Source organism: Paenibacillus sanfengchensis, from assembly GCF_036864765.1.
GTDB lineage: Bacteria > Bacillota > Bacilli > Paenibacillales > Paenibacillaceae > Fontibacillus > Fontibacillus sanfengchensis.
In genome coordinates this window covers 205,483-231,874 of the sequence record NZ_JBAGJC010000004.1, presented here as the reverse complement: position 1 = coordinate 231,874, position 26,392 = coordinate 205,483, and the positions used below count along the sequence as shown (strand labels likewise).

The 26,392-nt window shown below is 54.8% G+C and carries 21 protein-coding genes; 3 read left to right on the top strand and 18 right to left on the bottom strand.

All coding sequences use genetic code 11. The annotated features are described in order from the left end of the window. Positions 1-122: 122 nt before the first annotated feature. The 7 genes from V4U84_RS10295 to V4U84_RS10265 form a co-directional block, all read right to left on the bottom strand. Positions 123-1,103, bottom strand: coding sequence for an ABC transporter permease (locus V4U84_RS10295; RefSeq protein WP_334071477.1), 981 nt, complete (start codon positions 1,101-1,103; stop codon positions 123-125). 7 nt (positions 1,104-1,110) lie between these two features. Then, positions 1,111-2,067, bottom strand: a complete 957-nt coding sequence (locus V4U84_RS10290; RefSeq protein WP_334071478.1) for an ABC transporter ATP-binding protein — start codon at positions 2,065-2,067, stop codon at positions 1,111-1,113. 22 nt (positions 2,068-2,089) lie between these two features. Beyond that, complete coding sequence (locus V4U84_RS10285; RefSeq protein WP_334071479.1) at positions 2,090-2,905, bottom strand: GDSL-type esterase/lipase family protein; 816 nt, start codon at positions 2,903-2,905, stop codon at positions 2,090-2,092. Positions 2,906-3,067: 162 nt separating this feature from the next. Next, positions 3,068-3,574: a DUF4178 domain-containing protein gene (locus tag V4U84_RS10280; protein ID WP_334071480.1), complete on the bottom strand. Its 507-nt coding sequence runs from the start codon at positions 3,572-3,574 to the stop codon at positions 3,068-3,070. Positions 3,575-3,612: 38 nt separating this feature from the next. Then, positions 3,613-4,284 (bottom strand): PspA/IM30 family protein, encoded by a 672-nt coding sequence (locus tag V4U84_RS10275; RefSeq protein ID WP_334071481.1) that lies wholly within the window; start codon positions 4,282-4,284, stop codon positions 3,613-3,615. A 176-nt stretch (positions 4,285-4,460) separates the two neighbouring features. After that, positions 4,461-6,227, bottom strand: a complete 1,767-nt coding sequence (gene dhaK, locus V4U84_RS10270) for a dihydroxyacetone kinase subunit DhaK (RefSeq protein ID WP_334071482.1) — start codon at positions 6,225-6,227, stop codon at positions 4,461-4,463. Then, positions 6,224-7,366 (bottom strand): glycerol dehydrogenase, encoded by a 1,143-nt coding sequence (locus tag V4U84_RS10265; RefSeq protein ID WP_334071483.1) that lies wholly within the window; start codon positions 7,364-7,366, stop codon positions 6,224-6,226. Before V4U84_RS10265 ends, dhaK begins: the two co-directional genes overlap by 4 nt. A gap of 176 nt (positions 7,367-7,542) precedes the next feature. Between V4U84_RS10265 and V4U84_RS10260 the strand changes: the two genes are divergently transcribed. Next, complete coding sequence (locus V4U84_RS10260; RefSeq protein WP_334071484.1) at positions 7,543-8,580, top strand: PocR ligand-binding domain-containing protein; 1,038 nt, start codon at positions 7,543-7,545, stop codon at positions 8,578-8,580. A gap of 1 nt (position 8,581) precedes the next feature. On the opposite strand, the gene V4U84_RS10255 is transcribed toward V4U84_RS10260, so the two are convergent. The 8 genes from V4U84_RS10255 to V4U84_RS10220 form a co-directional block, all read right to left on the bottom strand. Continuing rightward, a complete protein-coding gene (locus V4U84_RS10255; RefSeq protein ID WP_334071485.1) occupies positions 8,582-9,091 on the bottom strand; it encodes a CAP domain-containing protein in 510 nt (169 codons plus the stop codon). A 189-nt stretch (positions 9,092-9,280) separates the two neighbouring features. Beyond that, entirely contained in the window at positions 9,281-10,288 is a 1,008-nt protein-coding gene (gene mglC / locus V4U84_RS10250; protein WP_334071486.1) for a galactose/methyl galactoside ABC transporter permease MglC, read from the bottom strand. 24 nt (positions 10,289-10,312) lie between these two features. Continuing rightward, positions 10,313-11,824, bottom strand: a complete 1,512-nt coding sequence (locus tag V4U84_RS10245; protein ID WP_334071487.1) for a sugar ABC transporter ATP-binding protein — start codon at positions 11,822-11,824, stop codon at positions 10,313-10,315. A gap of 167 nt (positions 11,825-11,991) precedes the next feature. After that, entirely contained in the window at positions 11,992-13,029 is a 1,038-nt protein-coding gene (locus V4U84_RS10240; protein WP_334071488.1) for a galactose ABC transporter substrate-binding protein, read from the bottom strand. A 159-nt stretch (positions 13,030-13,188) separates the two neighbouring features. Continuing rightward, the gene (locus V4U84_RS10235) at positions 13,189-14,013 is read right to left on the bottom strand and encodes an MBL fold metallo-hydrolase (RefSeq protein ID WP_334071489.1); all 825 of its coding nucleotides are present in this window, start codon (positions 14,011-14,013) and stop codon (positions 13,189-13,191) included. A gap of 81 nt (positions 14,014-14,094) precedes the next feature. Beyond that, on the bottom strand, positions 14,095-15,075 hold the full coding sequence (locus tag V4U84_RS10230) for a substrate-binding domain-containing protein (protein ID WP_334071490.1): 981 nt from the start codon (positions 15,073-15,075) through the stop codon (positions 14,095-14,097). After that, positions 15,072-16,916 carry a sensor histidine kinase gene (locus tag V4U84_RS10225; RefSeq protein WP_334071491.1) on the bottom strand — a complete coding sequence of 615 codons (1,845 nt, stop codon included), beginning with the start codon at positions 16,914-16,916 and terminating at the stop codon, positions 15,072-15,074. Before V4U84_RS10225 ends, V4U84_RS10230 begins: the two co-directional genes overlap by 4 nt. Beyond that, positions 16,913-18,574 (bottom strand): response regulator, encoded by a 1,662-nt coding sequence (locus tag V4U84_RS10220; RefSeq protein WP_334071492.1) that lies wholly within the window; start codon positions 18,572-18,574, stop codon positions 16,913-16,915. The genes V4U84_RS10225 and V4U84_RS10220 overlap by 4 nt, the downstream gene beginning before the upstream one ends. Positions 18,575-18,831: 257 nt before the next feature. On the opposite strand from V4U84_RS10220, the gene V4U84_RS10215 reads away from it, so the two are divergent. Next, positions 18,832-19,422, top strand: a complete 591-nt coding sequence (locus tag V4U84_RS10215) for a hypothetical protein (protein ID WP_334071495.1) — start codon at positions 18,832-18,834, stop codon at positions 19,420-19,422. A gap of 178 nt (positions 19,423-19,600) precedes the next feature. Continuing rightward, positions 19,601-20,482: an AraC family transcriptional regulator gene (locus V4U84_RS10210; protein ID WP_334071496.1), complete on the top strand. Its 882-nt coding sequence runs from the start codon at positions 19,601-19,603 to the stop codon at positions 20,480-20,482. 92 nt (positions 20,483-20,574) lie between these two features. On the opposite strand, the gene V4U84_RS10205 is transcribed toward V4U84_RS10210, so the two are convergent. The 3 genes from V4U84_RS10205 to V4U84_RS10195 form a co-directional block, all read right to left on the bottom strand. Continuing rightward, the gene (locus tag V4U84_RS10205) at positions 20,575-20,964 is read right to left on the bottom strand and encodes a GNAT family N-acetyltransferase (RefSeq protein ID WP_334071498.1); all 390 of its coding nucleotides are present in this window, start codon (positions 20,962-20,964) and stop codon (positions 20,575-20,577) included. A gap of 62 nt (positions 20,965-21,026) precedes the next feature. Then, positions 21,027-22,208 (bottom strand): formate-dependent phosphoribosylglycinamide formyltransferase, encoded by a 1,182-nt coding sequence (purT, locus tag V4U84_RS10200; RefSeq protein WP_334071499.1) that lies wholly within the window; start codon positions 22,206-22,208, stop codon positions 21,027-21,029. 343 nt (positions 22,209-22,551) lie between these two features. Further along, the gene (locus V4U84_RS10195; RefSeq protein WP_334071500.1) at positions 22,552-26,211 is read right to left on the bottom strand and encodes a dynamin family protein; all 3,660 of its coding nucleotides are present in this window, start codon (positions 26,209-26,211) and stop codon (positions 22,552-22,554) included. Positions 26,212-26,392: the final 181 nt, after the last annotated feature.

Genomic DNA, 26,392 nt, shown 5'->3' with positions numbered 1-26,392 from the left:
CTTCTTTATGTAGTCCATGGAAGAGGTTGTTCCAAAAAGGTTCTCTCTTTAGAAAGTTTCTCTCCGAGAACAAGCACTTTACGTCTACAATGCAAACAGATGTTTTGTTATCCTTGTCCATTTTAATGCAATATATCCTGTTTCGTAAAGACAAGGAATGAAACGACCAATGAGGCGGCGGCCCAGATCCCCAGCACGGCCAGGGAAAAACCCAGCGTCATTCCCTCGATGGGAGCCGGCGTTCCCGCCAGATAATTGGTTAATCCCAGGTTGACCATGAACAAATACTTGGCGCTCGCCCACGATGAAGCCATATTGCTCAAAATGCTGCCGGCGATCAGCGACGCCATCATAATCACGATGCTGGCCGCCGTACTGCGGACCAATACCGAGACCATGAAGGCCAGAACAGCTACGGTCACGCCGACAAACCAGACCAATCCGGCTTGCATAAACAAATATTTCCACTGCGGGACCGCATGCACCGCCGAAATGTCCACATCGGAGCCGGAAAGTTGAAATCCCGTAAAGACCGGGGCGTCAAATCCCTGGTATCCGAAAAAGAGCCCCGATATCAAATAGCATATGACAAAAGTGGACAGAACGATCAGCGACACGAACATCAGCAGCGTGATCAGCTTGCTCAGCAGGATTTTCCAACGGCGGACCGGACGGGTCAGCAGCACCTTGATCGTGCCGGACGTCCGTTCCGAGGATACGATGTCCGAACCGATACCCATAATCAGCAGCGGGATGAACAAAGATGAAGCGTTGTCGAGAAATTCGCGGGTAAACGATACCCCGCCGGGCTGCGCCGGATTCACGTCATGCTCCAGATAGTACTTCAGTTGCTGGATATAAATTTGCCGGTACTTTTTCCATTCCTCCGGCACCCGATCGCTTCCTAGCGAGTTCTGATTGTCGGTGATCGCCTGCTGCACTTCGCGGCGCCAGTCACTTCCGTATTTTTCGATTTTGTCCTCCGCCTGCTTCAATTGGGCGTACGCAAAGATCGGCACGAGAACGAGCAGAACCAACAGAACGACATAGAAACGTTTTTTCTGGACCATTTTGATCATTTCGTTCTGAATTAAAGAAAGCATGAGGGATTTATTCAATCGTTTCACCGCCTGTCATTTCCAGAAACAGTTGTTCCAGCGTCGGATTGATTTTGTGCACCGAGCTTACCTTCACGCCGGCCGCAACCAGGTCGGCGAGCAGTTGCGGAACTTCCTCGCTCTGCATTTGTGCCACCACCGAGTTCGCGGACATCCCCGCCAGGACGGCGTCGTCAAGCACCTCTTCCGCCCGTTCAATCACCTTGACGCCGGCGGATTCAAGCAGCGCCCGGCCTTCCGCTTTCGGCGCCAGCTCCCAAATGACATAGCCGGCGCTTTCGCGGATCAAGTCGCTTACCGTGCCGACCGCCAGTACGCTTCCCCGGCTGATAATCGCCACCCGGTCACAGAGCAGCTGAATCTCGCTCAGTAAGTGGCTTGAGACGAGCACCGCCAGCCCCTCTTCCGCCAGGCTGCGAATAAATTGCCGCAGCTCCTTGATCCCCTTCGGGTCGAGCCCGTTTGTCGGCTCGTCCAGAATCAGCAGCTTCGGCCGCCCGAGCAAGGCTTGAGCGATGCCCAGCCGCTGGCGCATGCCAAGAGAGTAGGTTTTGACCTTGTCATGAATCCGTTCCCGCAGGCCGACTAATTCGCTGACTTCCACGATCCGGTCCCGGTCCACCCCTTTCACCATGCGGGCAAACTGTTCTAAATTTTCCCACCCAGTGAGGTAGGCATACACTTCGGGATTCTCTACGATGGAACCGACAAAGGCGAGCGCCCGTTCGGGGTCCCGGTTTACGTCAAAGCCGCAAACCCGCACGCTGCCCTCCGTCGGGCGGATCAGATCGACCAGCATGCGGATGGTGGTTGTCTTTCCCGCTCCGTTCGGCCCCAGGAAGCCGAAAATTTCCCCTGCCCGCACCTCGAAGCTCACGTCCTTGACGATCCATTTGGCGCCGATCTTTTTCTTCAAACGTTCTACCTTTAAAACTGTTTCTACAGCCATGCTGCCCACACTCCCGTAATTCCTAAGGTATGGCGATGCCCTGGGCGATCCTTTCGGCAATCGCCTGGTATCCCGTTCCGTTCGGATGAAAATGATCGCCGGATAGATAGCTCGAAGCACGCAGCGTAAACAGGTCGGCCGTTGGCGTGACCCGGCTCCCCTCCAGGGAAGAGATCTCCTCCGCCGCTATGGCGTTCCAGCGGGCCACCGCTTCGTCTCCCGCCTCCTTCAACTGTTTCATATCGGAAAACGGGTTGTACAATCCGATATACACTAGTTGTGCCTGCGGATTGATCTCATGGATTCTCTTCACAATTTCGACCAAGTTCGTTGAAGCGCCTTTGATGGCTTGTTCCAATTCGTTCTCCGTCGGAATCTCCGTTCGTGTCTCCAGCCGCTGCTCCCCGTCAAATAAATCATTGGCTCCAATGGACAGCAAAATAACCCCCGCCTGCTTCAGCGAGTATTGTACGCCGGGCTCCTCCAGCATGGGGAGAAGCTCTTTCGTCGTCAGCCCGTTAATGCCCAGATTGTTAATCAGCTTGGACTTCGCACCCTGCCGGTTCAGCAAATCCACGACCCTGCGCGAAAAACCGCTGCCCGTATCGTCCCCCGTCCCCTTGGCCAGGGAATCGCCAAGCGCGGTGACATCCAGCGAAGCGACTCCATTTCCTCCCCGCTCCACAGCGTCCGATGGTGCCGGCCGGTCCGCAAGGGATGCGACGGGATTCAGGATATCCTTGACCGCATATACGAACCCGGACAACAGCAATAACGTCCCCAGTACCGAGACCGAAACCAGGACGGCCGTACGCCGGATGCCGGATGTTGTCTTCATCAGCTCGCCTCCCGTAAGATGTTGTCCTTCTTATTCTCTCCAGTTTATGTAATAACCATAAAGCTTTACTGCCCTGAGAAGCAAATTTCTCTCGGACATTTCGACAAAGAAAGGCTGTCCTTCAGCCTTTTCGCCGCGGACAGCCCTTCAATTTATTAGCAACTAACTAGCCCGGATTACTTTCACGTCCGCCGCAATCACTTTCTCGCCTTCATAGAGCATGAAGCGGCCGTTTTGCCACTCAATCCGCAATAATGCAAAATCATCCGACTGAAACTGCCAAACATACTGCTCACCACCCTGCATGAAAGGGGTCCGTCCGGAGACCGTCACCGTCCCGATGTATTGCTCGTCGAGGTAGTAAGTTCTTCCGTCCAGCTCCATCTCGGCCGGAACCTCATCCGGCGTATCCAACCGCCCGTCAATCGGCCGGTAGAGCTGGTACCGCAGCGTTTCCCGCTCTTCGATAAGCAGGTAGCTGATCTGGGCCCCGTCCTGCAGGGTCAGTACCACGGCATTACGGCCGCGGTTATGAACCCGCCCCGTCACCTCATAAGTCACCAGCGACACTTCGCACATGTCGCCGGGCGCCAGAGTGAGCATGCTCTTCTCCGCCTGGGGCGGCTGTGGCTTCGCGAACAGGTTTCCGATTCTTTTCCAAACACTCATGAGCTTCGCTGCCTCGCTTTACCGTCGTTTCGAAAATCCTATTGTTTATTCTCGTACTGCTTCATCAGTGCAGCCAATTCGTCTTCCACTTCTTTGTCTTTGCCGAGCTTCTCGAACTCCTCGTCCAGATCGGCGCCTTTGGCGGCCATTTCATTGCTGGCTTCGGCGCGGGCTTCCATCTGCATCATTTTCTCTTCCATGCGTTTCAGGCCTTGGGCAGCCGTGTCCGAACCGAATCCGGTCATCGCCTTGTTAATCTCCGTTTGCGCCTTAGCCGCATTATATCGTGCAACCAGCGTTTCGCGCTTGTTTTTCATCTCGGTCAACTGCTTGCGCATCTCTTCCAGTTTCTTGCGGAGATTGTCGGCCGCCGTTTTGTTCTGTTCATAGTTGGCTTTATATTCGGCCATTTTCTCTTCCGCGGACTTCTTCTCCTCCAGCGCGCGGCGGGCCAAATCCACATTTTGCGCCTGCGCGGCCGTGTGAGCCTGCTGCGTCCGTTTGGCCACCAGCGCTTCCTGTTCCTCATACAGCGCCTTGAATTTCTTCTCGATCGCGATTTGCGCGGCTACCGCCTTTTCGGCATCCTCCAAATCTTCCTGCATGTCCCGGATATATTGATCGGTCATTTTGATCGGATCTTCCGCTTTATCAATCATTGCGTTAATGTTGGACATCGTTAAATCGCGTAATCTTTTAAAAATCGACATGGTTTAGTTTCCTCCCCAAATGTTTTGCCTTCTTGAATAATGTTTACGTGGTGCGAAGGAAGAGGTTTCACCGTTTATTAAAAATAATTAAAAAAAAAGACCCGCTTGCATCCGCAAGCAAGGTCCGGGTAGCCGGACGGGATTGATCCCGTCCGTTTTCTAAGCCTGATTCGCCCCTATTTCAAACTCTCCGAGAGCGCTTTGAAAATAACCCCCAATGCGTAAGCGCCCGCATCGGGATAACCAAGGCTGCGCTCACCGACATTTCCGGCACGTCCCATCCGGGCGACGAAATCCGCAGTTCTTCTCGCGCCATCCTCGGCCGCTTCCGCCGCCTTCCGGAAGGCGGTCAGCATGTCGTCTCCCGCCTTAGCGCTGGCCGTCCAGGAGTCCGCGCACGGGGCGAGCGCATCGATCAGCGTTTTGTCCCCGACGACGGCTCCGCGTCCGAAGGAACGTTCCCCCGTAGCCTGAATTCCGCGCACGGCCGCCTGCAGCAGGTCACCCATGTCGGCCACATTAAGCCGGGCCTTCGTGCCCGCCGCTTTCCCGGCCGCCCGAAAAGCCGAGCCCCAAATCGGGCCGGAGGCTCCTCCGCAGTGTTCCATAATGACCAAGGAGCACGCTTCAAGAAAATCGCCGATATGTTCCCCCTGACCGGAGATAATCTCTTTCCACTCACGCTTCAACTGCTTGAAGCCCTTGGCCACGCTCATGCCGAAATCCCCGTCTCCGGCATGGGCATCGAGCTCACAGAAAGGCACCTCATTTTTAATGATGATTTCACTCATTTTGTCGACAAGATAGATCATATTACGCAGTTGGATCTCGTTGTCACGGATCAGCCCATATTCCTCCGGGGTTTCCGCTGTGAAGAATACTTCTTGCCCCTCGACATCCTGCTCCTCGAGGATTTCCCGATAATCGGCGGCCGCTTCGGTGCCGGTCATTTTAAATGCCGGTGTATCGCTCTCCGCAAACAACAGTTGCTTTAATTCGTCGTCCAGTTTCATGATCGAGACGGATGCCCCCGCCATATCGATGCTGGTCATGTAGTTGCCGACGAATGTCTTGCAAATTTGCAGACCGGATCTCTTGACCAGTTCCTTGGTTACTGCATGATTCAGAACATACAGCTCCTGCAAAGGGGTAGCCCCAAATCCGTTGATCAGCAAAGCGATTTCCCGGCCTTCCCCCCCGCCGATACTCAAATCCTCCAAAAGCGCATGTACCATCCGTCCGGCAAGCTCGTCGGCCGATGCGGCTTTTTCGCGCCGGATGCCCGGCTCTCCATGGATGCCAACGCCATATTCCATCTCATCCGCGGCGATTTCAAACGTCGGCGTCCCTTTGGCCGGAACGGTACAGGAAGTCAGGGCGAAACCGATGGTGCGAACCCGTGAGGCCGCTTTCTCGGCAACCTCCTTGACTTCCCGCAAGCTCCGCCCTTCTTCAGCCGCGGCCCCGGCGATTTTGTGAACAAGTACCGTCCCCGCAACACCCCGTCTTCCAACGGTGTAAAGGCTGTCTTGGACGGCAATATCATCCTCAACCCGAACGTACTCCACCTCAATTCCGTCTTCCCCGGCCAAAAAAGCCGCATTCTTGAAATTCATCATATCCCCGCTGTAATTTTTGATGATCAGCAGGGCTCCTTTTTTGCCGGCAGTCGCCTTAATGGCTTGATAGACCTGAATTTGGGAAGGCGAAGCGAAGACATCGCCGCACACGGCCGCATCCAGCATCCCTTTTCCCACGAACCCCGCATGGGCGGGCTCGTGGCCGCTCCCGCCGCCGCTGATCAAACTCACTTTGTTCTCATCGATGCGCTTCCTCTTGATGATCTTATGTTTCTTTACGAATTCAAGCTCAGGATGCGCCAAGGCAATACCTCTGCACATTTCCGCGACAACATCCTCGGGTCGATTGATGATTTTCTTCACCGGTTTGCCTCCCTTGACGTTTTATACTTTTTGCCGATTCTGTCCGCTGTGGCAATTGCCGCAGCCACCTCTTCCGCCTTGACCGGGAACGGCATCGAATGGATTGATTCTTCGGGAATACAGGCCTTTTCCGCCACTTTCTGAAGTTCGTCCTCCCCGATCGAGTCGACCCCGATATCCTCCAGACAAACCGGCAAACCTACATCCAGGCAAAAGTCGAGTACCTGATGCAGCTCTTCGTTAGGCGCATTTTCAAGGACCAATTGGGCCAAAGTTCCGAAGGCGACTTTTTCCCCATGGTAATAGTGATGGGTTCCTTCCAAAATCGTAAGTCCGTCATGGATCGCATGGGCTCCGGCCAAGCCCGCGCTTTCGAAACCGAGGCCGGACAGCAAAATATTGGTCTCCACAATATTCTCCAATGCCTGTGTGACCTTGTTCGCGTCGCAGGCGACCTTGGCTTTAGCGCCATCCTTCAGCAGTATTTCATAGCATAGGGTTGCCAAGGCCAGTGCCGCATGTGTCCCGACGGCAGGCGGACAAACGCCTTCCCGGGTTCCCGTCGGCAGGCTGGCATTGACTCGCGAGTATGACTTGGCCGTTGCCCGGGCTTCAAAATAGGTCGACAAAGCGTCGCCCATCCCGGCAACGAGGAAGCGCGTCGGCGCATTGGCGATCACCGTCGTATCGACCAGAACAACGTTTGGACTTTGTTTGAAATAAGCGTAATCGTCAAAAGCCCCCTCCGGTGTATAGAGGACGGCGGAATGACTGGTGGGCGCGTCCGTCGCGGCGATCGTCGGGCAGATGATCAGCGCTTCGCCTTGGGCTACGCATTTCGCCGCGTCAATGGCCTTCCCGCCGCCGAGGCCCACGGTGCATGTGCAGCCTTTTTCCTTGGCGATCTGTTGCAAGCGGGCTACCTCCTGCCGGGAACACTCTCCCATAAAACCGCTTTCAACAAAGGTAATCCCGAATTTCTCCGCCGTAGCTTCCAGCTTATCCTTTACACGGGCCACATCGTCACGGTGGGCAATCAACAATGCGGATGTTCCGAAAGAGCGGACAAAATAGCCCAGATTCAGCAGTTCGTCCTCTCCCTGTACATATTTTGCGGGGCTTATAAACGCTTTTCTCATCGTTCTTCCTCCTTGGTTATATCAATTTTATTTTTTAATACCTTAAATTATAGCCGAGATAAACGGTCTTGAAAGGGAACAAAGATTACGGATAATTGCAATTCCAAATCGTAAAATTTTGCACTTTTCCGGATAAATGGTATCCTTATGACATAAACAACGAGAGGGTGCGAACGATGATCCAGGAGCATCTGCGTATTCACAAAATTCTAGATTTAAATAAATGGAAGCGTCTTCAAGATTCACTGGCGACCGTGACCAACCTCGCGATCCTTACGGTGGATTATAAAGGAAATCCCGTCACGAGCCATAGCAGCTGTCAGGCCTTCTGCCGACATGTGCGGAAAGACCCCGAGCTCCTTCCGTACTGCCTGAAATGCGATTCCCGCGGCGGCCTTGAATCCGTCCGTTCCAATGCTCCGTATGTCTACCTTTGTCATTTTAACATTATCGATATCGCTATCCCGATCTCCGTGGATGACAAGTACATCGGAGCGGTGATGGCCGGCCAGGTCAGGTTGTCCGATCCGGAAAATGCCCGGGACCTCGAACAGATTCTGAGTTTGAAAGATACCCGGCTGCACCGGACCAAACGTGCCGAACTCCAACACTTCTACGACGAACTCCCCGTCATGACTTATGAGGAAGTGGTCAAAATCTCCAACATGCTGTTTCTGTTATGCAACTACATCGTTGAGGAAGCGCTAAATAAAAATCTGCTGATCGAGATGTTTGAAAAAACAGCCGGAAATGGCGAGACCGTTAATGTCTCCACCATTCTACCGGGCTATTCGCTCAAAAATATCGAATCCATCAAAAAAGAGATGACAAACGTCATTGCCGACGCCTACCTGAATAAGACGGATTCCGAATCCTACGCATGTACGAACAGCGTTCTAAAGCCCGCTTTCGAGTATATTCACCGCCACAAAAGCGAGCAGGCCTCCCTTAAGCAAATGGCGGATTTGTGCCACATCAGTCCAAGCTATTTCAGCAGGCTCTTCACCAAGGAAACAGGGGAAAATTTTACGGCTTATTTGGCCAAACTTAAAATCAGCTGGGCCAAGCAGCTTCTGGAGGTCACCGATATGCCCGTAGCGCAAATCAGCGATGAACTTGGCTTTAATGAGCCGGGGTATTTTATCAAAACGTTTAAAAAATTCGAGGACATTACGCCCTACCTGTACCGGAAATATTATAAAACCTCGGTGTAAACTACTTTCCGATAAACTCCTGCACCCAGTACCCGTTATAATAACCGACCCCGATCAGCGTGTAATGGGCATTCAGAATATTCGCCTTATGGCCGGGGCTGTTCATCCAGTCCCTTACGGCTTCCTTGGCGGTCGTCTGACCCATGGCGATATTCTCACCCGCATAGCGATAAGTAATATTAAACGTATCCATCATGTCGAACGGTGACCCGTACTCGGGGGAAGTGTGGTCAAAATAATTGTTCTTAAACATATCCATGGCCTTGAGCTTGGCCATTTTCGAAAGATTGGTATGTATGGTCAGCGGTTTCAACCCGGCGGCTGCCCGTTCTTTGTTCACCAGTTTCACGACCTCCGAAGCGCGTTCGGTTTGGATTTTGGCATATGCGGCCGCAACGGCCTTCTTCGATGGAACCTCGGCTCTCACAGGATGGTCCAAAACGGGAGAGAACAGCAGCGCACCTGCCAAGACAGCGAATAATAAGCCTTTTCCGACCTTTTTTATGCTCATCTCTTCAACTTGTCTCCCCTCATTTTTATTTTTTTCTACACGAATTGGTTTCCTTAACACATTTTAGCACGGGAAATTGCCGGATGCATACGAAATTTATGGAAAAATGAAAGTTCCTGCCGCAGGACCACAACAAAACGCCCCGAAGCGGGACATCCGCTCTGAGGCGTCTTTTCTAGGTCTATCGGACTATTTCTTGGATGCGTATTTTCTCATATCAAACGCGACGGCGGCCACAATGATCGCCCCTTTGATAATTTGCTGCCAGTATGGGCCGACCCCGACGAAAGTCAAACCGTAGTTAATGACGGTGAAGATGAGTACTCCGGCCATAACGCCCGGCACGGTGCCGATTCCGCCTGTGGTGGACACGCCGCCAACCACGCAAGCCGCAATCGCGTCAAGCTCGTACATGTTCCCATAGTTGTTCGTGGCGCCGCCGGTTCTGGCCGCTTCCAGCACCCCGGCCAACCCGTACAGGGCGCCTGCGATGGAATAAATATAAATCAAATACTTGGTGACATTAATACCGGATACCTTTGCGGCCTGTTCGTTGCCGCCGATCGCGTACATATTTTTGCCGAGGCGGGTTTTATTGAACATCACCCAGACGATAAAGCAGACGGCGATCGCGATGAGTACGATATAAGGAAGCGAGAATTCGCCGCTGCCGATGCTGCCGGAGCCCAGCGTCGTGAAGTCGTCGCGCAAACCGCCGATCGGCTGCGATTGGTTCGGTTCCGTATCGAAGTACAGCGAGTTAATGCCGTAAATGGCAACCATGGTACCCAAAGTGGCGATAAATGGTGGTACTTTAAATTTTGCGACGATCAATCCGTTGATCAGACCGAAGATCAGACCGACGACAATAGCGATCAGAATCGGTACGAGCAGCGGCAGATGCGGCAGGTCCGGAAAAAACCGGCGCGGATAGTTCTCCACCTGCAGCAGGGATGCGGAGATGACCGCGGTCAAACCGACCATCCGGCCGGCCGACAAGTCCGTGCCGCCGGTGATCAGAATGAAGGCCACACCAAGGGCGATAATGACCCGGGTGGACGACTGAATCAAAATATCGCGCAAAGTATTGACTCCGATAAAGCTGGGATCGTAGACGGCGATGCCAATCACCAGCACGGCTAGAACAATATAGATGGCGTTTTGGGTTACAAAATTCTGTATCTTTTTCGTTTGCATGATTTTTCTCCTCCTTGAATGGCCTTAGTGCTGGGCCGCCAAACGCATGATTTCTTCTTCCGAAGCCTTGCTGCCTTCCAATATTCCCGTCAAGCGGCCTTCGGACATGACCATCACCCGGTCCGACATGCCTAACAGCTCCGGCATTTCGGAGGAAATCATGATGATGCTTTTGCCCTGCAGCGCCAAATCCGCAATGATGGAATAAATCTCGTATTTGGCGCCCACGTCGATCCCCCGCGTCGGCTCATCGAGCAGGAGGATGTCTGGTTCGGTCAACAGCCAGCGTGCGAGCAGTACCTTTTGCTGATTCCCCCCCGACAAATTCATAATCAACGTTTTCGTGGTGGGCGTTTTGGTCCGCAGCTTCGCGACCATCTTGTCGACCTCTTCTTTTTTGCGCCGGTCATCCAGCAAGCCGTACGGCTTGACGTAGCGCTCCATATTGGCGATCGCCGCATTTTCGTGCACGGACAATACCGGGAAAATCCCCGTCGTTCGCCGTTCCTCCGTCAGCAGGGCAAGCCCGTGGCGTTTGGCGTCCCCGGCGCTGCGGATCTTCACTTCTTTGCCGTTGATCGAAATCGTCCCGCTTTTGATCTCGCGGAGCCCGAACAACGCCTCGATCAGCTCGGTCCGCTGCGCGCCAACCAGCCCGCCCACTCCCAGAATCTCGCCTTTGCGGAGCTCGAAAGACACGTTATTAAACGACTTCGGATCCGGGGAGGTCAAACCGTCTACCTTCAAGATGACGCCGTTCGGCGTATTGTACCGATCCGGAAACCGCTGCGTCAGGTCGCGTCCCACCATTTTCGAGATAATCAGATCGGTGGTCATTTCAATCGCCGGCCAGGTCCCGATCTTTTTACCATCACGCATGATGGTGACATCGTCGGAAATCCGCAATATTTCCTCCATTTTGTGGGAGATGTAAATGATAGCGACTCCGCGTCTTTTCAGATCGTTAATAATCCGGAAAAGATGCTCCACTTCCACACTCGTCAAGGAGGATGTCGGTTCGTCCATCACGATGATCCGCGAATGGAAAGAAACCGCTTTCGCAATTTCGATGGATTGGATTTTGGATACCGACAATTTCCCGACGAGCGTATCCGGACTTAAATCTATATCTAATTGTTTAAACAGCTCTTCCGTGTCCCGGTGCATTTTCTTGTGGTCCACAAATTTGAAGGGACCCGCGCCTTTCAGCGGGAATCGGCCAAGCCATATATTTTCCATCACATTGCGGAACGGCACCGGGTGCAATTCCTGGTGAATCATGGAGACTCCAAGGCGAAGCGCATCGCTGGAGTTGTTGATGTCGGCTTTTTGCCCGTCCAAATAAATTTCGCCTCCGTCGGGTTTATAAATCCCGAACAGGCATTTCATCAATGTCGATTTCCCCGCCCCGTTCTCGCCCATCAGGGCATGCACCGTTCCGGGCCGCACTTGCAGCGTTACGCCATCCAGCGCCTTAACGCCGGGAAACTCCTTGGAGATGTCCTTCAGCTCCAATGCATACTTCGAATCTGTCATACTCAACGCCCCCTATTTTTTTCTATTCCTGCAGAGGCACAGCAAGCGTTTCCTCCTAAGTCGCCATCCTTACATTCGCTTGATCTAAAAAACAGGAGGCTCGCACCGTCAGGCCCGAACCTCCCATATATGATGATGATGAGAAGTCCTGCTGCAGTCGCAGCGGTTTACTTGAATTGCGCTGCGTTTTCTTTCGTTACTTTTTGGTAAGGAATCCACACGTATTGATTGTCGGTAATCTCGAAACCTACGCTGTCCTTGTTCACTTCGCCGCCTTTAGCCAGCAGGGAAGCCAGGGTGACCGCCGCTTTGCCTTGGTTTTCGGCGTCGTTGAGTACGGTGCCGAGCATCGTGCCTTGCTCAAGGGCTTGAAGTGCCGGGGCGGTGGCGTCTACGCCCACAACCGGCATATATTTGTCGCCTGTAAAGTAGCCTGCGGCTTTCAAAGCTTCAATCGCACCGAGGGCCATGTCGTCGTTGTTCGCAAAGACGGCTTCGATTTTGTCGCCGTTCGCGGCCAGGAACGCGGCCATTTTCTCTTGGCCTTTAACGCGGTCCCACATGGCGGTATCCTCGGCTACTTTCTCTACCTTGATCCCGGCGTCTTCCACCGCCTGAATCGAATACTGAGTCCGCAGCTCGGCGTCTTGGTGCCCAGGCTCGCCCTTCAACATGACGTATTGGAGCACACCGTCGCCGTTCTTATCCGCCTTCGGATTGGCCTTCCAGTAATCGACGACGATTTGACCGGAAAGCGTACCGGATTCTTCCGCTTTCGCACCGACGTAGTAGACTTTGTCCCATTTCTTCATATCTTCCGGCAGCGGTTCACGGTTCAGGAAGACCACCGGCGTTTCCTTGGCTTTCGCTTTATCGATAATGACGCCTGCGGCCGTCCGGTCCACCGGGTTGACGATCAGGGCATTCGTCTTCTTCGTCAGAAACAAGTCGATTTTATCGTTCTGGGTAGGCTGCGAGTTTTGGCTGTCGACGATATCCACCTTGGCGATGCCGCCCGCATTCTTCTCGATCGAATTGCGTACGCCGGTCATGAAGGTGTCGTCAAATTTATAGATCGCTACGCCGACTTTCGGTTCCGCGGCCCCGTTACCGCCGCTTTCTTTGCTTCCGCCGCCGCTGGAGCAACCGGCAAGCGCTCCTCCGAGAAGTACCGCAGCCAATAGTGCCGATCCGATTTTTTTCATATAAATGACCTCCTGAACTGATTTGAGTTATCTTTATTTATCCTCTTGGATACGTTTTCATTATGCCTTGTTTCCTCGCGATTGCGAATCAAAAATCCTCAGATGTTCTATTAAAATTCTCATGAGGTTAAAATACAAAAAAGAAGGCCCGGGTTTGCCCTAGACCTTCTCCTCATCATTCACATATTTGCCCTGCTTCGGAACCGCAAGCTCGTCGAAATGCTCGGCGAGCCGATTTAACCCGAACTGCAGGTCCCGTCCGCTCATCGGCTGGCCGTGTCCCGTTAAGGCCACCTCCGGCGTCAAGGCCGCTAGCCTTCGCACCGACTCCTTCGCCGCCTCCCAGTCCGGCGTAAAGTACATCGGCGGCCCGTGCAGCTCGAGCTCCTGCTTCATGACGGCCAAAGCCGACTCCTGCTTGACGGTGATGAACGCATCGCCGGCAATTAACGCCTTATCCCGCTCACGGAACAAGGACACATGGCCGGGGCTGTGTCCCGGCGTCGGGATCCACCGCCACTCGGGAGCGCCCGGGACCCGGCCGTCATCCGGCAGCGGGAGGAGCCGGTCCTTAAGATCGATCGCCCGGTTGGGATATAACGGTGCCACGCCCGCCATCAGACCGCCTCCGACGGTGGGATCGCCTTCCGGATAGTCTTCCAGGCCGGTGAGATAGGGGAACTCAAGGACGTGAGCATAGACCGGAATCCCCCACAAATCGGCCAGCTCAATCACATTGCCGACATGATCGAAGTGCCCGTGCGTCAGCACGATCGCTTGCGGCGGCCGGCCGAACAACCGGTCCGCCTCCTCGACCAGGGCATTCCGGAAAGGCCCCACCCCCGTGTCTACCAAAATCCAGTCCCCCCGATCCGGATGGCCTGCGAAGCCGACATTGACCATCAGCGTCCGGACGCACCACAAATCCTCCAACACCCGGGTCGTATCCACCGCGCCGGTGTGCAGTATATCTTTTTCACTCACCTGTCTCCCTCCCTTTCTATGGATAAATAAATGGGTTCTCCTGTAATTTACCCGGGCGCCATAAAAATACTCCCGGTACGCTTATTTCACAAAAGGGAACAGCAGCTTTTGATTTTCCGGCCACAGCATATTATCGAGGTCGATCAGCTTGGTGTCGGTCGGAATGCGGTCTTCCAGCCGTTCGCCCCGGGCCGCCATTACCGCGGCGTTGACCGCCATATAACCGTTGTTGAACGGATTTTGCACCACCATCGCGTGGACGGTCTCCTCCTGGAGCAATTCCAGCATCTCCGGCGGATTATCAAACGCAATTAGCTTCACTTTGCCGCCGTAGCCGAGCTCTACCACCGCGCGTCCCGCACCGATGGAAGACTCGGCGCTCAAGGATACCAGCCCGTCCAGCCCCGGATGCCGCTCCAGAATCCGCCGGGTCAGCCGATAGGCAAGCTCCTCGTCCGAACCGCAATACTGGATGTCCACAACGGCAATCCCCGGAAACCGGGCCACATAATCCAAAAAGCCTTCCTCCCGCTGATCGGCATTTCGCGCGCCCTTCACAAAGTTGACGATGGCGATTTCGCTCTCTTTCCCGGTCAGTTCGACCAAACGCTGCGCAGCCTTCTGCCCGGCTTCGTAATTATTGGTGCCGACATAGGTTTTCACCTTGGTTGAAGCCACCTCCGAATCCATCGAGATGACCGGAATGTTAAAATAAGAGGTCCTGTCGGTAACCTGACCCAATGCCTCATAATCGCTGGCGGCCAGCACGATCGCATCCGGCTTTCGCGCAATGGATTCCTCCATAAGCCGGATTTGGTCTTTATAGTCGTTCTCGTTATCCGGGGCGATAAAGTTCAGCTTCACGTTAAATTCCTTGGCCGCCACCTCCGCCCCCATTTTGACCGTGCTCCAGTAGTCCCCCCGATCCATCTTCACGATCATGTCGACCATAAGCGGCCGCTCGTCCATCGGGCCATTTCCGGCGGGGGCGCAGGAAGCCGACAAAGGAAGCAGCAGCAAGCCGAGCAATACGCCCTTTGCCGCATTCAAGCCAAACTTCATTCGTTCTCCCCTCCATTTCCCGACTTTTCCGGCTTCTCAGGCTTCTCAGGCTTCTCAGGCTTCTCAGGCTTCTCAGGCTTCTCAGGCTTCACGATCGGCAGCTTGATCGTTACGGTCGTTCCCTCTTCCGGCTCGCTGTCGAAGTACAATCCGTACGGCTCCCCATAATAGAGGCTGACGCGCTCCTGAACATTGGTCACGCCGACGCCGGAGCCTTTCTCGCTTCGCAGGTTGCCGGACCGGAGTTTGCTCAGCGTTTCCTCTGTCATCCCGATCCCGTTGTCCTTGACGATCAGTTCCAGATGATCCCCGGCGAACCGGGCGTACACCCCGATAAATCCGGCTTCAGCCGATTTTTCGATGCCGTGGTGGATCGCGTTCTCAACCAGCGGCTGTAATATCAGCTTCAGGGTAAGGCAATCCAGTGCTCCTTCATCGGCTTGGATTTCGTAGGTGAATTTGTTTTTGAACCGGATCGTCTGGATAATTAGGTAATGCCGGACATGTTCCAGCTCATCCTGAACCGTGATAATATGATCGCCCTTGCTCAGACTGATGCGGAAAAACCGGGACAGCGACGTGATCGTCGTCACCACTTCCTCCGTCCGCCCAAGCTCCGCCATTCTGGTCACGGAATTTAGTGTGTTGTATAAGAAGTGGGGATTGATCTGGGACTGGAGCACATCCAGTTCGCTTTTCCGTTTCGCTTCCTGTTCGCGTATAATCTGGTCCATCAGCTCCCGGATCCGCCGCAGCATGAGGTTGAACCGTTTGGAAAGCTGCTCCACCTCATACGCCCCGCCGACATGCACACTCGTGCCGAAGTCTCCCTTTTCCACCATTTTGACGGAGCGTTCCAGCCGCCGAATCGGCTGCGAAATCCGCGCGGATACGTACAGATTGATTACCAAAATCACCGCGATGGCAGCCAACAGAAAGCCGTATAAAAAGCCGCCAAGCTCCTTTCGCGTCGTCAGAAACTCCTCCGCATAGGCGACCCCGACGATTTTCCAACCGGCCGGTTTCACGGTTTGAATCGTAATCAACCGCTGTTCGCCCTCCGTTTCATCCAAATAACTTCCAAAGGCGTAGTTGAGTACCGGCTCGATATTTTCATATTTCAACCCGGCATAAATGAGCTGCTGCTGCGGGTGATAGACGATATTTCCAACGCTGTCGATGATATAAACATATCCTTTTTTGCCAAGGCTGACCCGCTGGCTCAATTCATCGATCGTTCGAAAATTGATGTCCATCACGAGCACGCCTTCCTGGTCCCGGGAGTCATCCCGGTACTTGATAAGCCTGCTCATGGACACTACCCAACGGTATTCGGACTTAAACAAATTCTGAATATGCGGCGGCGAAAACTGCAGTTCTTTCGGATGGCGGAGCGCGGATTCGAACCATAACTGTTCGGTCAGCCGGGTATTTCGCCGCATCGGATAAGCCGGAACGCCCCGCACGAGCTCGCCCTCTTTCGTGAAGAGCGCGATGGACACGAGGTCCTGCCTCGTTCCCATTAGCGTTTCTAGCTGCTCCTCCAGCTTCGGTTCATCCGTGATGTCGGAAGCTTTGCTCATTTTGTCCTGCGCGACTTGAAAGATGTCCTGCATCCCGCTCACGTACATTTCCAGGTTCGAGTTGACCTGTTCGATGATTTGGCCGAGATTAAGATAGGCATTCTCTTCCGCCGCTTTGGAAAAACGGTCGAACAGCAGAAAGCTGACCAGGACGACGGCCAGAATCGTAATCGTAATCGACGAGAACGAGATTAACACCTGGATCTTTTTGAAATGGAAGCCCTTGAGCAATCGGGCGACCGCCCGCGTCCACTTCATAGCCCGCCGACTCCGTTCCGGTATTCCTTCGGCGAAATGCCGAATTTCTTCCGGAAGCAAAAGCTGAAATAGTTCGGATCGGCGAATCCGACCTTTTCCGCGATCTCAAACGATTTAAGATCGGTCGTTCGCAGCAGATGTTGCGCGGCCTCCATTCGGACTCCCATCAAGTAATTGACGAAAGTCGTCTTTGTCTCTTTTTTGAAAATGCCGCTGAAGTAGCCCGTACTAATATGAAGCTGCTTGCATACTTTGGCGATGGAAAGGTCGCTTTCTCCGTAATGGGCCTGAATGTAGGCTTTGGCTTCCTCGACCAGCCGGTTGTAGCTGGTTTGCCGCTCGCTGGCTATCGAGTGCTTTAGGGTTAGGCATACTTTCGTGAACCAATCCTTCGCCTCGGCTGCATGTTTGAGCTTGGAGATCTGCCCCAGAAACAGCGAGCTTTCCCCGAACAGACTGTCCATATCCGCATGAACCTCTTGGGACGCCTTTATGATCGCCGTCAACATCATCAGGAGATATACCTGATAATCCTGGTATGAGATACGGCTGTCCAGCAGGCCGCTAAACAGTTTCTCCAGCATCTCCTTCAATTCTTCGTCGCTGCCGACTTTAAGAACGCGGATCAGTTCCTTTTCCTTCACCTCATCGAACGTAAACGGAACGACCTGCCTCGCTTCCACATCCTGAATCCAGATCACCTTGCCGCTCCCCAAAATCAGCCGGTAATCCAGCGCCCGCTGCGCTTCCTGGTAGGACGCAAACACCTCGCCGACATCGGTTCTTATCGAACCGACACCTATAGTAACCGTCAACTTCAAAAAACGTTCCACACTAAAGCGGATTTCTTCCAACAGCTGCAACATTCGCGCCGTGATTCCCTCGTCGTCCGCACTGACAGCGCTGTCAAATACGCGAAGCATGACGATTTCGTCGTGGTGAATAAACACTTTATCACCCGGTTGATCCCTGCCGACGAGCTCCGAGGCGATATTCAGCACGGCGAACAACTGCAACTGCGTATCCTGGGTTTCGCGGAGCGACAGCGAGCCCCCCGGCTTGCGTACCGCCGCTTCCTGCAGTTGGACCGGATCGATTCGGAGTGTGGCAATCATGTAGCCTTCCCCGTCCAGGTTCAGATCGTAATGCCTGCCTTTTTCATGAATTTCCGCCTTAGGCAGACGCCGGGAGACCAGGCTGGACAGAAACAGGCTTTGCAGAATCGGCAAATTTTTGCGGTAATGCTCGGTCAGCAGTTGAACGTTTTCTTTTTCCGCTCGCTCCTCATCGATCTGCGTCTTGACCTTTCCGAGCACCGCGGCGAGTTCCGCCGAAGAAAACGGCTTGAGCACATACTCGTCGATGCCGAGACGAATGGCCTTTTGAGCATACTCGAACTCCTCAAAACCGGTAAGAATAATAATCTTCATGGCCGGGTACGTTTCCCTGATCCATTCGGAAAGCTCAAGGCCGTTCATAAACGGCATCTGGATATCCGTTACCACGATGTCGGGCAAATGCTTGTCCACCAGTTCTACAGCTTCCTTGCCGTTCTCCGCGGTATCCATGACCTGAAATCCAAGACTTTCCCAATCAATCAATTGCAGCAGACCTTCCCTAACGTCTTCCTCGTCATCCGCCAAAATCAATTTGTACATCGAAGACCATCCTCTTCATTATTCTTCATTTCAGGCGTGCCTCCCAATTTCCCCCCGATTTTATCGCATCGCCCGATATTTGTAAATCCAGCCCCCGCAAGGGATGGCGGAAGAGTCCACGACCTTGGTCCAGTATAATTTCCGCCTCCGGTCCGTTTCACTATTCCCCCAAAGCCCGTACCATGTTAATATCAAATGGAAAACGCGTTGCTTTTTCTTCTACATACCCAATAATTAAATGGCGGTTGAAACCTAATATGAAAAATGAGAAACAAATCTATATCCTGCTAAGCAATCCTAATACAGTTGTTGCGAAAATGATCGGCTTTTATACAAAAGCTCCCTATAACCATGCCTCCATCGCTTTTGACCCAGGGCTCCGGGAAATGTACAGCTTCGGACGAAAACACCCTCTGCTCCCCATGTTCGGCGGCTTCGTGAAGGAGAACGCCCGTTCCCGGGTATTCGAGCGGGCGACCTGCGCGGTGTACAGCTATACCGTCGACCTGGAAGCTTACAATAAAATGAGAGCTTATGTCCGGCAGTTCGAAGAAAACGGCGATCTGTATAAATACAATTTTCTCGGCATCCTGGGCATTGTGTTGAATATGGAACTGGGCGGAGAGAATGCCTACTTCTGCTCCCAATTCGTATGCAGCGTATTCCAGAAGGCCGGGGTAAAACTGCTCAATAAGTCGGCTGGACTGACGACTCCCGACGATCTGACCACCTGTCCTTCCTTGAAGCTCGTGTTCCGCGGTGAAATGGAAACTTACCGGCGCAACTACTGCGTGCGCCAGGGAGCCTCGACCGCGCTGGAGCAGCATCCTTACTACGTCGCCAACTGAATGTCCTGACTAACAATCGAGAAAAAAACCGTTAACCGTCTCAATGGAGGGCTTAACGGTTTTTTTATGACGTATGCGGTTTGCAGACCGTTTCCCGTCATCCCACAAAACCGTGCACCGATTGTCGGGCGGAGCAACATCTTTTCCATTAATCTTAAAGACAAGGGAGGTCAACGTGATGGATGCACTTCAATCTATGAACGAAGCGATGCGGTATATCGAGGGTCGGCTCACCGGGGAGATCGATTACCAGGAGGCGGCCCGGCTGGCCCAATGCTCGGAGTATCATTTCAAGCGAATGTTTTCCTTTTTGGCGGGGATCCCGCTTTCGGAGTACATCCGCAGAAGGAGATTGACGCTCGCCGGACTGGAGCTTGGCAGTTCCAACGCCAAAATTATCGATGTGGCCATGAAGTACGGCTACGCTTCCCCGGATTCGTTCGCAAGAGCGTTTCACGCGATGCACGGCATTCTTCCTTCGGAAGCCAAAGCCCGGGGATCTTTGTTGAAGGCTTATCCGCGGATGACCTTCCAACTAACGGTTCAAGGAGGAGATGAAATGAAGTACAGGTTGGTAGAGAAAGAGGCTTTTCGAATCGTCGGCTTAAAAAAGAGGGTGAACCTCATTTTTCATGGCGTGAATCCGGAAATTGCCGAAATGGCGGCAAGTCTGGATGAGGAAACGATCAAGCTTCTCAAGCGGCTGTCCAATACGAACCCCCAGGGGATCATAAGCGCTTCCGCTCATTTTTCGGACGGCCGGATGGAGGAGCAGGGCGAGCTGGACCACTACATCGGCGCCGCCACAACACTGGAGGGACCGGAGCACCTGGCTTCCTTGGAGGTGCCGGCTTCCACTTGGGCCGTCTTCGAGGCGGTCGGGACTTTTCCGGATGTGCTGCAAAGTGTCTGGGGCCGCATCTATTCCGAATGGTTCCCGTCCACAGATTACGAAGCCGTTGAGGGGCCTGAAATCCTTTGGAACGAACACCCGGACACCACGGACCCCGACTATCGGAGCGAGATCTGGATCCCGGTTCGGAGAAAGCCGGAGCACTGAGCCGCCCGAGTCTTGGTTATGGATTAAGCTTCACTAAAAACTACGGAAGCGGCGAGGGAATTCCCCTCGCCGCTTCCGATTTAGTTCCTAGACTATTTCAGTTCCTTGCTCAGGCGGTAGCCCATGCAGGAAAATCCCGTACATTCGTAAAACGATTTCGAAGACAAATTGTTCTCCCCGGCCACGGAGACGAACAATTGCGAGCTTCCCCGCTCTTTCCCCCAATTTTCGGCTTCCCGCAGAAGACGTTTGCCGATCCCGGTTCCCCGGTGCTTCTCGTCAACCACCAGGGCGGTAATACGGGTGACGGGTCTTGGCATATCGTGTGTCTGGTGCTGTCTCAGAAAAACGGTCCCCACCACGGCACCGTCCAGCTCGGCGACAAGACTTGTGAGCTGCTCATGTCCCTCCAGCATAGAAAGGCGCTCCTTAAGCACGCTCGGCGTGGTCGGATAGCGCAGTTGCCGCATCAAAGGAAGCATATGATGGGCATCTTCACTGCAACATCTACGGATTACCAAAGTCGGAGCACAAACCTCAATACTCAATTGGACCAAACCACCTTTAATAAACTTGCCGCTTGCTTCGCGCGGCTGCGGGCTGTTTCAACATCTTCGGCCGCGCTAAGCGCGACGGCCATCCGTCTGCCGGGCTTGGAATCCGGCTTGCCAAATATACGAACTTGCGTACGCGGCAGGCTTAAAGCCTCCTCGATACCACCGATCCGGAAGTCTTCCCCTTCCCGGTCGGATTTCAAGGTAGCCGATGCTCCAGGGGTTAAAAGCTCCACCGAAGGAATCGGCAATCCGAGAATCGCGCGGACATGCAGCGCAAATTCCGACAAATCCTGCGTCACCATGGTGACCATCCCTGTGTCATGCGGCCTTGGCGATACCTCGCTGAAAACGATACGATCCGGCGTAATGAACAGTTCCACTCCGAACAGACCAAATCCCCCGAGCGCACCGGTGATCTTCGCAGCGATGGACTGAGCCTCATTCAGCTGCGCTTCGCTCATAAAATGCGGCTGCCAAGACTCCACGTAATCTCCATCCCGCTGGATATGGCCGATCGGCGGGCAGAACAGCGTCCCGGACGATGACCGTACCGTCAGCAGGGTGATTTCGCTTGTAAACGGGACGAAAGCTTCAACGATGACGCGCATCTGCTTGGCTCTTGCCCCTTCCAGCGCCGCATTCCAACAGCCGGCCACCTCGCCCGGCTTCCGGCAAACGCTCTGACCTTTGCCGGAGGAGCTCATCAACGGTTTGATGACGCACGGCAGGCCGATTTCCGCCACCGCGGACTCCAGCTCCTCCAGGCTGTTCGCAAACCGGTAGGCCGCGGTCGGCAGTCCCAGCTCTTCGGCAGCAAGCCGCCGGATGCCTTCCCGGTCCATCGTCAACAGAGCCGCCTGCGCCGTCGGGATAACTCGAAATCCTTCCTGCTCCAGCTCGACGAGCGCACGGGTCGCAATCGCTTCAATTTCGGGAACGATCAAATCCGGAGCGATGCGGACAATCAGCGATTTCAAGGCTTGCTCGTCCAGCATGTCGATACAGTAAGCTTCATGGGCTACCCCCATCGCCGGCGCATGCTCATACCGGTCAACCACGATTGTCTTCAGGCCAAGACGCTGTGCCTCAATGACAACCTCCTTGCCTAATTCCCCGCCGCCAAGCAGCATGATACTTTTGGCGCGTTCTGAAAGAGGAGCCCCCCACATGCGTTCCTATATCCCCCTTGCTTAGACTTGAATCTATCTCTATTTTGATATTTTACGACCAATATTGCAATAGGGCGATGAAAACTGATAGTGGAAATTCGACAAGAAGTTACAAAAATCGAAACTGTGCTTGGCTCCTTATCCATAATCTCAAAGATACGCTCCGAGAAGGCCATGGCGACCGGCAATGAATTGTACGTTTGGCCCGGGCGGTTAATGGGGTTCCCAAAGTTACCGATATAGTTGCTGAAAGCGGCCAAGAGACAGATCGTTAGTTCGCCGGATCGGAGCAAATAACCCCCGAGCATAAGCCCAATCAGGCCCACAGACGTGTCCAAACCGCTTACTTAAATGAATCCAGCAGTTGATCGAGCCGAGTCATAACGGCATGCCAATCCTGCTCCCGGTTTTCCCCCTCCGCCATATCGGCCAAACCTGATTCCCAGGCTTTCCATTCGGTTTTGTAGCGCTCCGCAAGCCGGACAAAGCGTCGGGCCGTTTCCGTGGCGTAAAAATTCCCCAGCTCGCTACCCGCGGATTCCACGGCTTCCTTAAGCACGGCCGCCAGCGGCTGCTCCAAAGCCTCGCGCAGCTTCTGCTTCCCTCCGCCCTCAAAAAAGGACTTCGGATTCTTAAAGTACGAGGCGTAAGTATCGGCCTTCAATCGATGCTCCAAAACTCCTTCCGCGATTTCCGGAGTTTCCCACGGTCCCGACTCGGGATCGGACAGTGCCGGAACATGCCTTAATGCGCTTTCCGTCTTGTCCCGCCACTCCGCGGCGTCCGTCGCCAGCAAGCCTTCACATATACGCTCGAGTCTTAACGAGGTGGCTTGAAGCTCGCGTTCCAGTTCCATGGACAATTGAGCCAACCACCCCCGGAAGGAGGCGGCGAATTTACGCCGGAAATCCCCACCGTCCTCCTGGAGGAGCGAAGGGTGAAAAAACTCCTGGAACAGATCCCCCGCCAGCAGCCGCAGCCGCTGCCGGACATGGAACAGCAGTTCTCCGGCTTCTTGCAGGATCAGCGGGCTTCTGTTGAGCGCAGCCAACTGCCGAAGTCCCTCCTCGAAGGAGCTGCAGTCTTCGCGGATTTCATCAAGCCGCTTCCTCCGCTCTTCCCGGCTCTGCAGCAAAGACCGGCTCCATTCCCGGGCAAGCTGTCCCAAGGCCTCGAACTCCCGCTTGGCGGAAAGGACGGCCAGGCCCGCCAGCTCGTTGCCCAGAAAATCGAAAAACCTGGATTCAAACCGGGAAAATCCGCTGGTATGCAGCAGCCCGGCATCCCCGGTCTCCTTGGCGGCCTGGGCCGATAAACTGGAGACCGCGAAAATCTGCGGCTGATCGATGCCGGCAGTCCTTAGACCGTCCGAGACATGGCCGACAACCGCGTCCAGCTCTTCCGGAGAAGCGGCCAAATCGGCGGCATTGACGACAAAAAACATCTTATCGAGCGCAAAGTTCCCCTTCACTCTGCCCAGGTGGGCCAGAAACTGGCGGTCGGCCCGCGAAAACGCATGGTTATAGTAGGTCACATAAATCAAGGCATCGCAGTTTTTCATGTATTGAAAGGTGACACCCGTGTGGCGGGCATGAATCGAGTCCGCCCCCGGCGTATCCACAATGACAATCCCTTGTTCCGTCAACGGGCAGGAATAATAAAGATCCATTCCGTCCACAAAGCAGGCCTTGCTCTCTTCCGCCACGAACGAAGCAAAATCCGCCATCCCCGCGATCTCTTGCTTCCCCAGACGTTCAGCGTGATCGTTCCACCCTTCGTCGGCCGCCTTTAAAAAACTGTAGTGCGCCCGTCCGGAAGGCGGAACGTCCACCGCGCGGAGCTTCTTAACTTCGCTTCTCCACGTCCGCTCCTTCCAGGGACCGAGCTGCAGCGCCTCAAAAGAGTACGCCAAATCGGACTGCATGGCGTCCCTGCTTTTGAATGTAATTACGGCTTGGCCGTGCTCGATGCCGTCCGTCGGAGCCAGAATCCTGTTGATCGCCGCCGTCGTCGGATGCGGCGAGACCGGCAGCACCTTCGCCCCCAGCAGCGCGTTGGCGAAGGACGATTTACCGGCGCTGAACGCCCCGAACAGCGCCACGGTAAAGCGACCGCCGCGCAAGTGGGCCGCACGCGCGCGCAGCTCCGAGGCCCCGGGCCCGAAGGCCGGGTACGGGGCCAGCGCCTCCGCCGCGGCTTCCAGAGCAGCGGCGGCTGCCGTGAGCCGCCGCCGGCCTGCGGCCGCGGCCGGCGGCACCGCTGCCGCGCCGGGCGCGGCGGCGGGCTCCGGCGCAGGGCCCCGCGCATGCGCCGGGGCCTCCGGCTGCCGCGGCTCCGCCGGCGGCAGCGCCTGGGCCCGCACGTCCCTCACCTCCGGCAGCAGGCCGGGAGGGAGGGACGGCGGGGCGCCCAGCAGCGCGCGCAGCTCGGCCGCGCGCTCGCGGGCGGCGGCGCGCAGCGCGGTGACGCGCGCCGCGGCGGCCGACCGCGCCAGCAGCGCCTCGCGCTGCGCGGCCAACTCCGCCCGCGCCGCCTCAAGCCGCGGCGCGTTGGCTTCGAGCAGCCCTTCCGCCACGGAAAGGGCTGCCCTGCGGTACCGGCCGGTAATGCCGGCCGCGACATCGGCGGTATAGCGGAGCGTATACTCGCCGGACAGCATTGCGCCCTCCCTGGCCGGCCCGCTGATCCACGCTTCCTCCGCCTTCGGAAGCGCCTCTTCCATCCGGCTCTCCCACGCCGGATTCCATAGCTCCAAACTCCGGCCCCATTTCCGCAGCAGGTCGCGGACATGCCAGTCAACCTGGGCGTCGGTTTGTTCCTTCAGCTTCGCAAGGAAATCGCCGCTCCTCCGTTGCTGCTCCCGCTTCGTTTTATCGCGATGGAACATTAACCCGGTCTTGAACCCCGGCTGTAAGCTTTCCAGGTAAAGCCCGGCCGCCTCCCGGAGAGCGGGGGTCATCAGATAAGCGCTGTCCAGCAAGCCCTCCAATTCTTTCGTCCACTCGCTTCGCAGCGAGTCCGTACGGTTTTCCAGAGTTTCCTGCTCCTGCTGCAGCAAGGCCAACTGCCCTTGAATCGTTTCCACAGCCTCTGGGCCTCCGGCTTCACGAATCCAGCGATCCAGTTCCTCTTCCTCCGCTGTCTCTCGACGCTCTAAATATTGCTCGGCACTATGGTGCAGCGAGCTCGAGACGCTGTACTCCAGCAGCGGCTCAGGTTTCTCCAGAAGCCGCCGAATCGTCAGCTTCAATCCCGGCAGCCTATTTTCCGGGTGTTCCGCATCTTTAAGCGAAATATAAAAGACCCCGGCCGGGGCAATTCCCCACAGCTCAAACGCCTGTTCCACCGACCTTCGGTAAGTTTCAAAGCTCAGTTCCTGCTCGCGGTGCTTGTCGATCTGGTTTACGACCAGATAAAGCGGTTTTCCCCAGTCGACCAAACGCCGGGCAAACCCCAAATTGCTTTCCGACAGCACATGATTGTAATCCATCACATAGAATACGACATCCGCCAAATGAAGCGCCGAGTTCGTCGCGGCCGCATGCGATTCTTCGCCGGAATCAACGCCGGGGGTATCCAGCAGCACGCCGTGCTCACCGAGCAGCGGGATATCGTCCCATAAGGCTACCCGTTCATAAGCGGTGCCGTCCCGGCAATAGGGAGCCAGTTGATTTAGCGGAATCTCGACCGGATGACCGCCGCTGTTCGCGGACGGAATCAGCAGCGCCTTGGGTGCCCCGTTTTGTAACGAAGCCACATTGGCTGTCGTCGGGAGAGGTCCGGCCGGAAGCACGGTTTTCCCGCATAACGTGTTGATCAGACTGGATTTCCCCGCGGAAAAATGGCCGCAGAAGGCGATCGTCAATCGGCCGGAGGCGAATTTTTCCTTCAGGTCGAAAAGTTCATTTCTGGCGATTCGGTCTCCCTGGGCCGTGAACCAGGTCTCCAATCCGGCTATACGGTTCATCAGGGAGCCCTTATGCCTGTCTGTAATCGTTTCCACTATTCTTCACTCCTTCTTCCCTGTCCCTCTAGGGACGAGCCGGGAAGTCCTTCCCTTCTGTCGGGATCTGGATCTGCTTTTGAAATACATTCATTTTACCCTACCTGAAAAAGACATGGAAGCCTCTTAGGCCATTTCTTTAAATTTGATCTATTTGATTGGGAGGACGGGAAAAAACAAA

Excerpts from the sequence above, each read along its gene's own strand:
- V4U84_RS10220 (WP_334071492.1), bottom strand. The coding sequence starts at position 18,574 with ATGTACAAATTGATTTTGGCGGATGACGAGGAAGACGTTAGGGAAGGT.
- V4U84_RS10265 (WP_334071483.1), bottom strand. The coding sequence starts at position 7,366 with ATGAGAAAAGCGTTTATAAGCCCCGCAAAATATGTACAGGGAGAGGAC.
- purT (WP_334071499.1), bottom strand. The coding sequence starts at position 22,208 with ATGTGGGGGGCTCCTCTTTCAGAACGCGCCAAAAGTATCATGCTGCTT.
- V4U84_RS10230 (WP_334071490.1), bottom strand. The coding sequence starts at position 15,075 with ATGAAGTTTGGCTTGAATGCGGCAAAGGGCGTATTGCTCGGCTTGCTG.
- V4U84_RS10225 (WP_334071491.1), bottom strand. The coding sequence starts at position 16,916 with ATGAAGTGGACGCGGGCGGTCGCCCGATTGCTCAAGGGCTTCCATTTC.
- V4U84_RS10245 (WP_334071487.1), bottom strand. The coding sequence starts at position 11,824 with ATGACAGATTCGAAGTATGCATTGGAGCTGAAGGACATCTCCAAGGAG.
- mglC (WP_334071486.1), bottom strand. The coding sequence starts at position 10,288 with ATGCAAACGAAAAAGATACAGAATTTTGTAACCCAAAACGCCATCTAT.
- V4U84_RS10280 (WP_334071480.1), bottom strand. The coding sequence starts at position 3,574 with ATGAGTGTTTGGAAAAGAATCGGAAACCTGTTCGCGAAGCCACAGCCG.
- V4U84_RS10285 (WP_334071479.1), bottom strand. The coding sequence starts at position 2,905 with ATGAAGACAACATCCGGCATCCGGCGTACGGCCGTCCTGGTTTCGGTC.
- V4U84_RS10215 (WP_334071495.1), top strand. The coding sequence starts at position 18,832 with ATGAAAAATGAGAAACAAATCTATATCCTGCTAAGCAATCCTAATACA.
- V4U84_RS10295 (WP_334071477.1), bottom strand. The coding sequence starts at position 1,103 with ATGCTTTCTTTAATTCAGAACGAAATGATCAAAATGGTCCAGAAAAAA.
- V4U84_RS10255 (WP_334071485.1), bottom strand. The coding sequence starts at position 9,091 with ATGAGCATAAAAAAGGTCGGAAAAGGCTTATTATTCGCTGTCTTGGCA.
- V4U84_RS10275 (WP_334071481.1), bottom strand. The coding sequence starts at position 4,284 with ATGTCGATTTTTAAAAGATTACGCGATTTAACGATGTCCAACATTAAC.
- V4U84_RS10205 (WP_334071498.1), bottom strand. The coding sequence starts at position 20,964 with ATGCTTCCTTTGATGCGGCAACTGCGCTATCCGACCACGCCGAGCGTG.
- V4U84_RS10290 (WP_334071478.1), bottom strand. The coding sequence starts at position 2,067 with ATGGCTGTAGAAACAGTTTTAAAGGTAGAACGTTTGAAGAAAAAGATC.
- V4U84_RS10210 (WP_334071496.1), top strand. The coding sequence starts at position 19,601 with ATGGATGCACTTCAATCTATGAACGAAGCGATGCGGTATATCGAGGGT.
- V4U84_RS10240 (WP_334071488.1), bottom strand. The coding sequence starts at position 13,029 with ATGAAAAAAATCGGATCGGCACTATTGGCTGCGGTACTTCTCGGAGGA.
- V4U84_RS10260 (WP_334071484.1), top strand. The coding sequence starts at position 7,543 with ATGATCCAGGAGCATCTGCGTATTCACAAAATTCTAGATTTAAATAAA.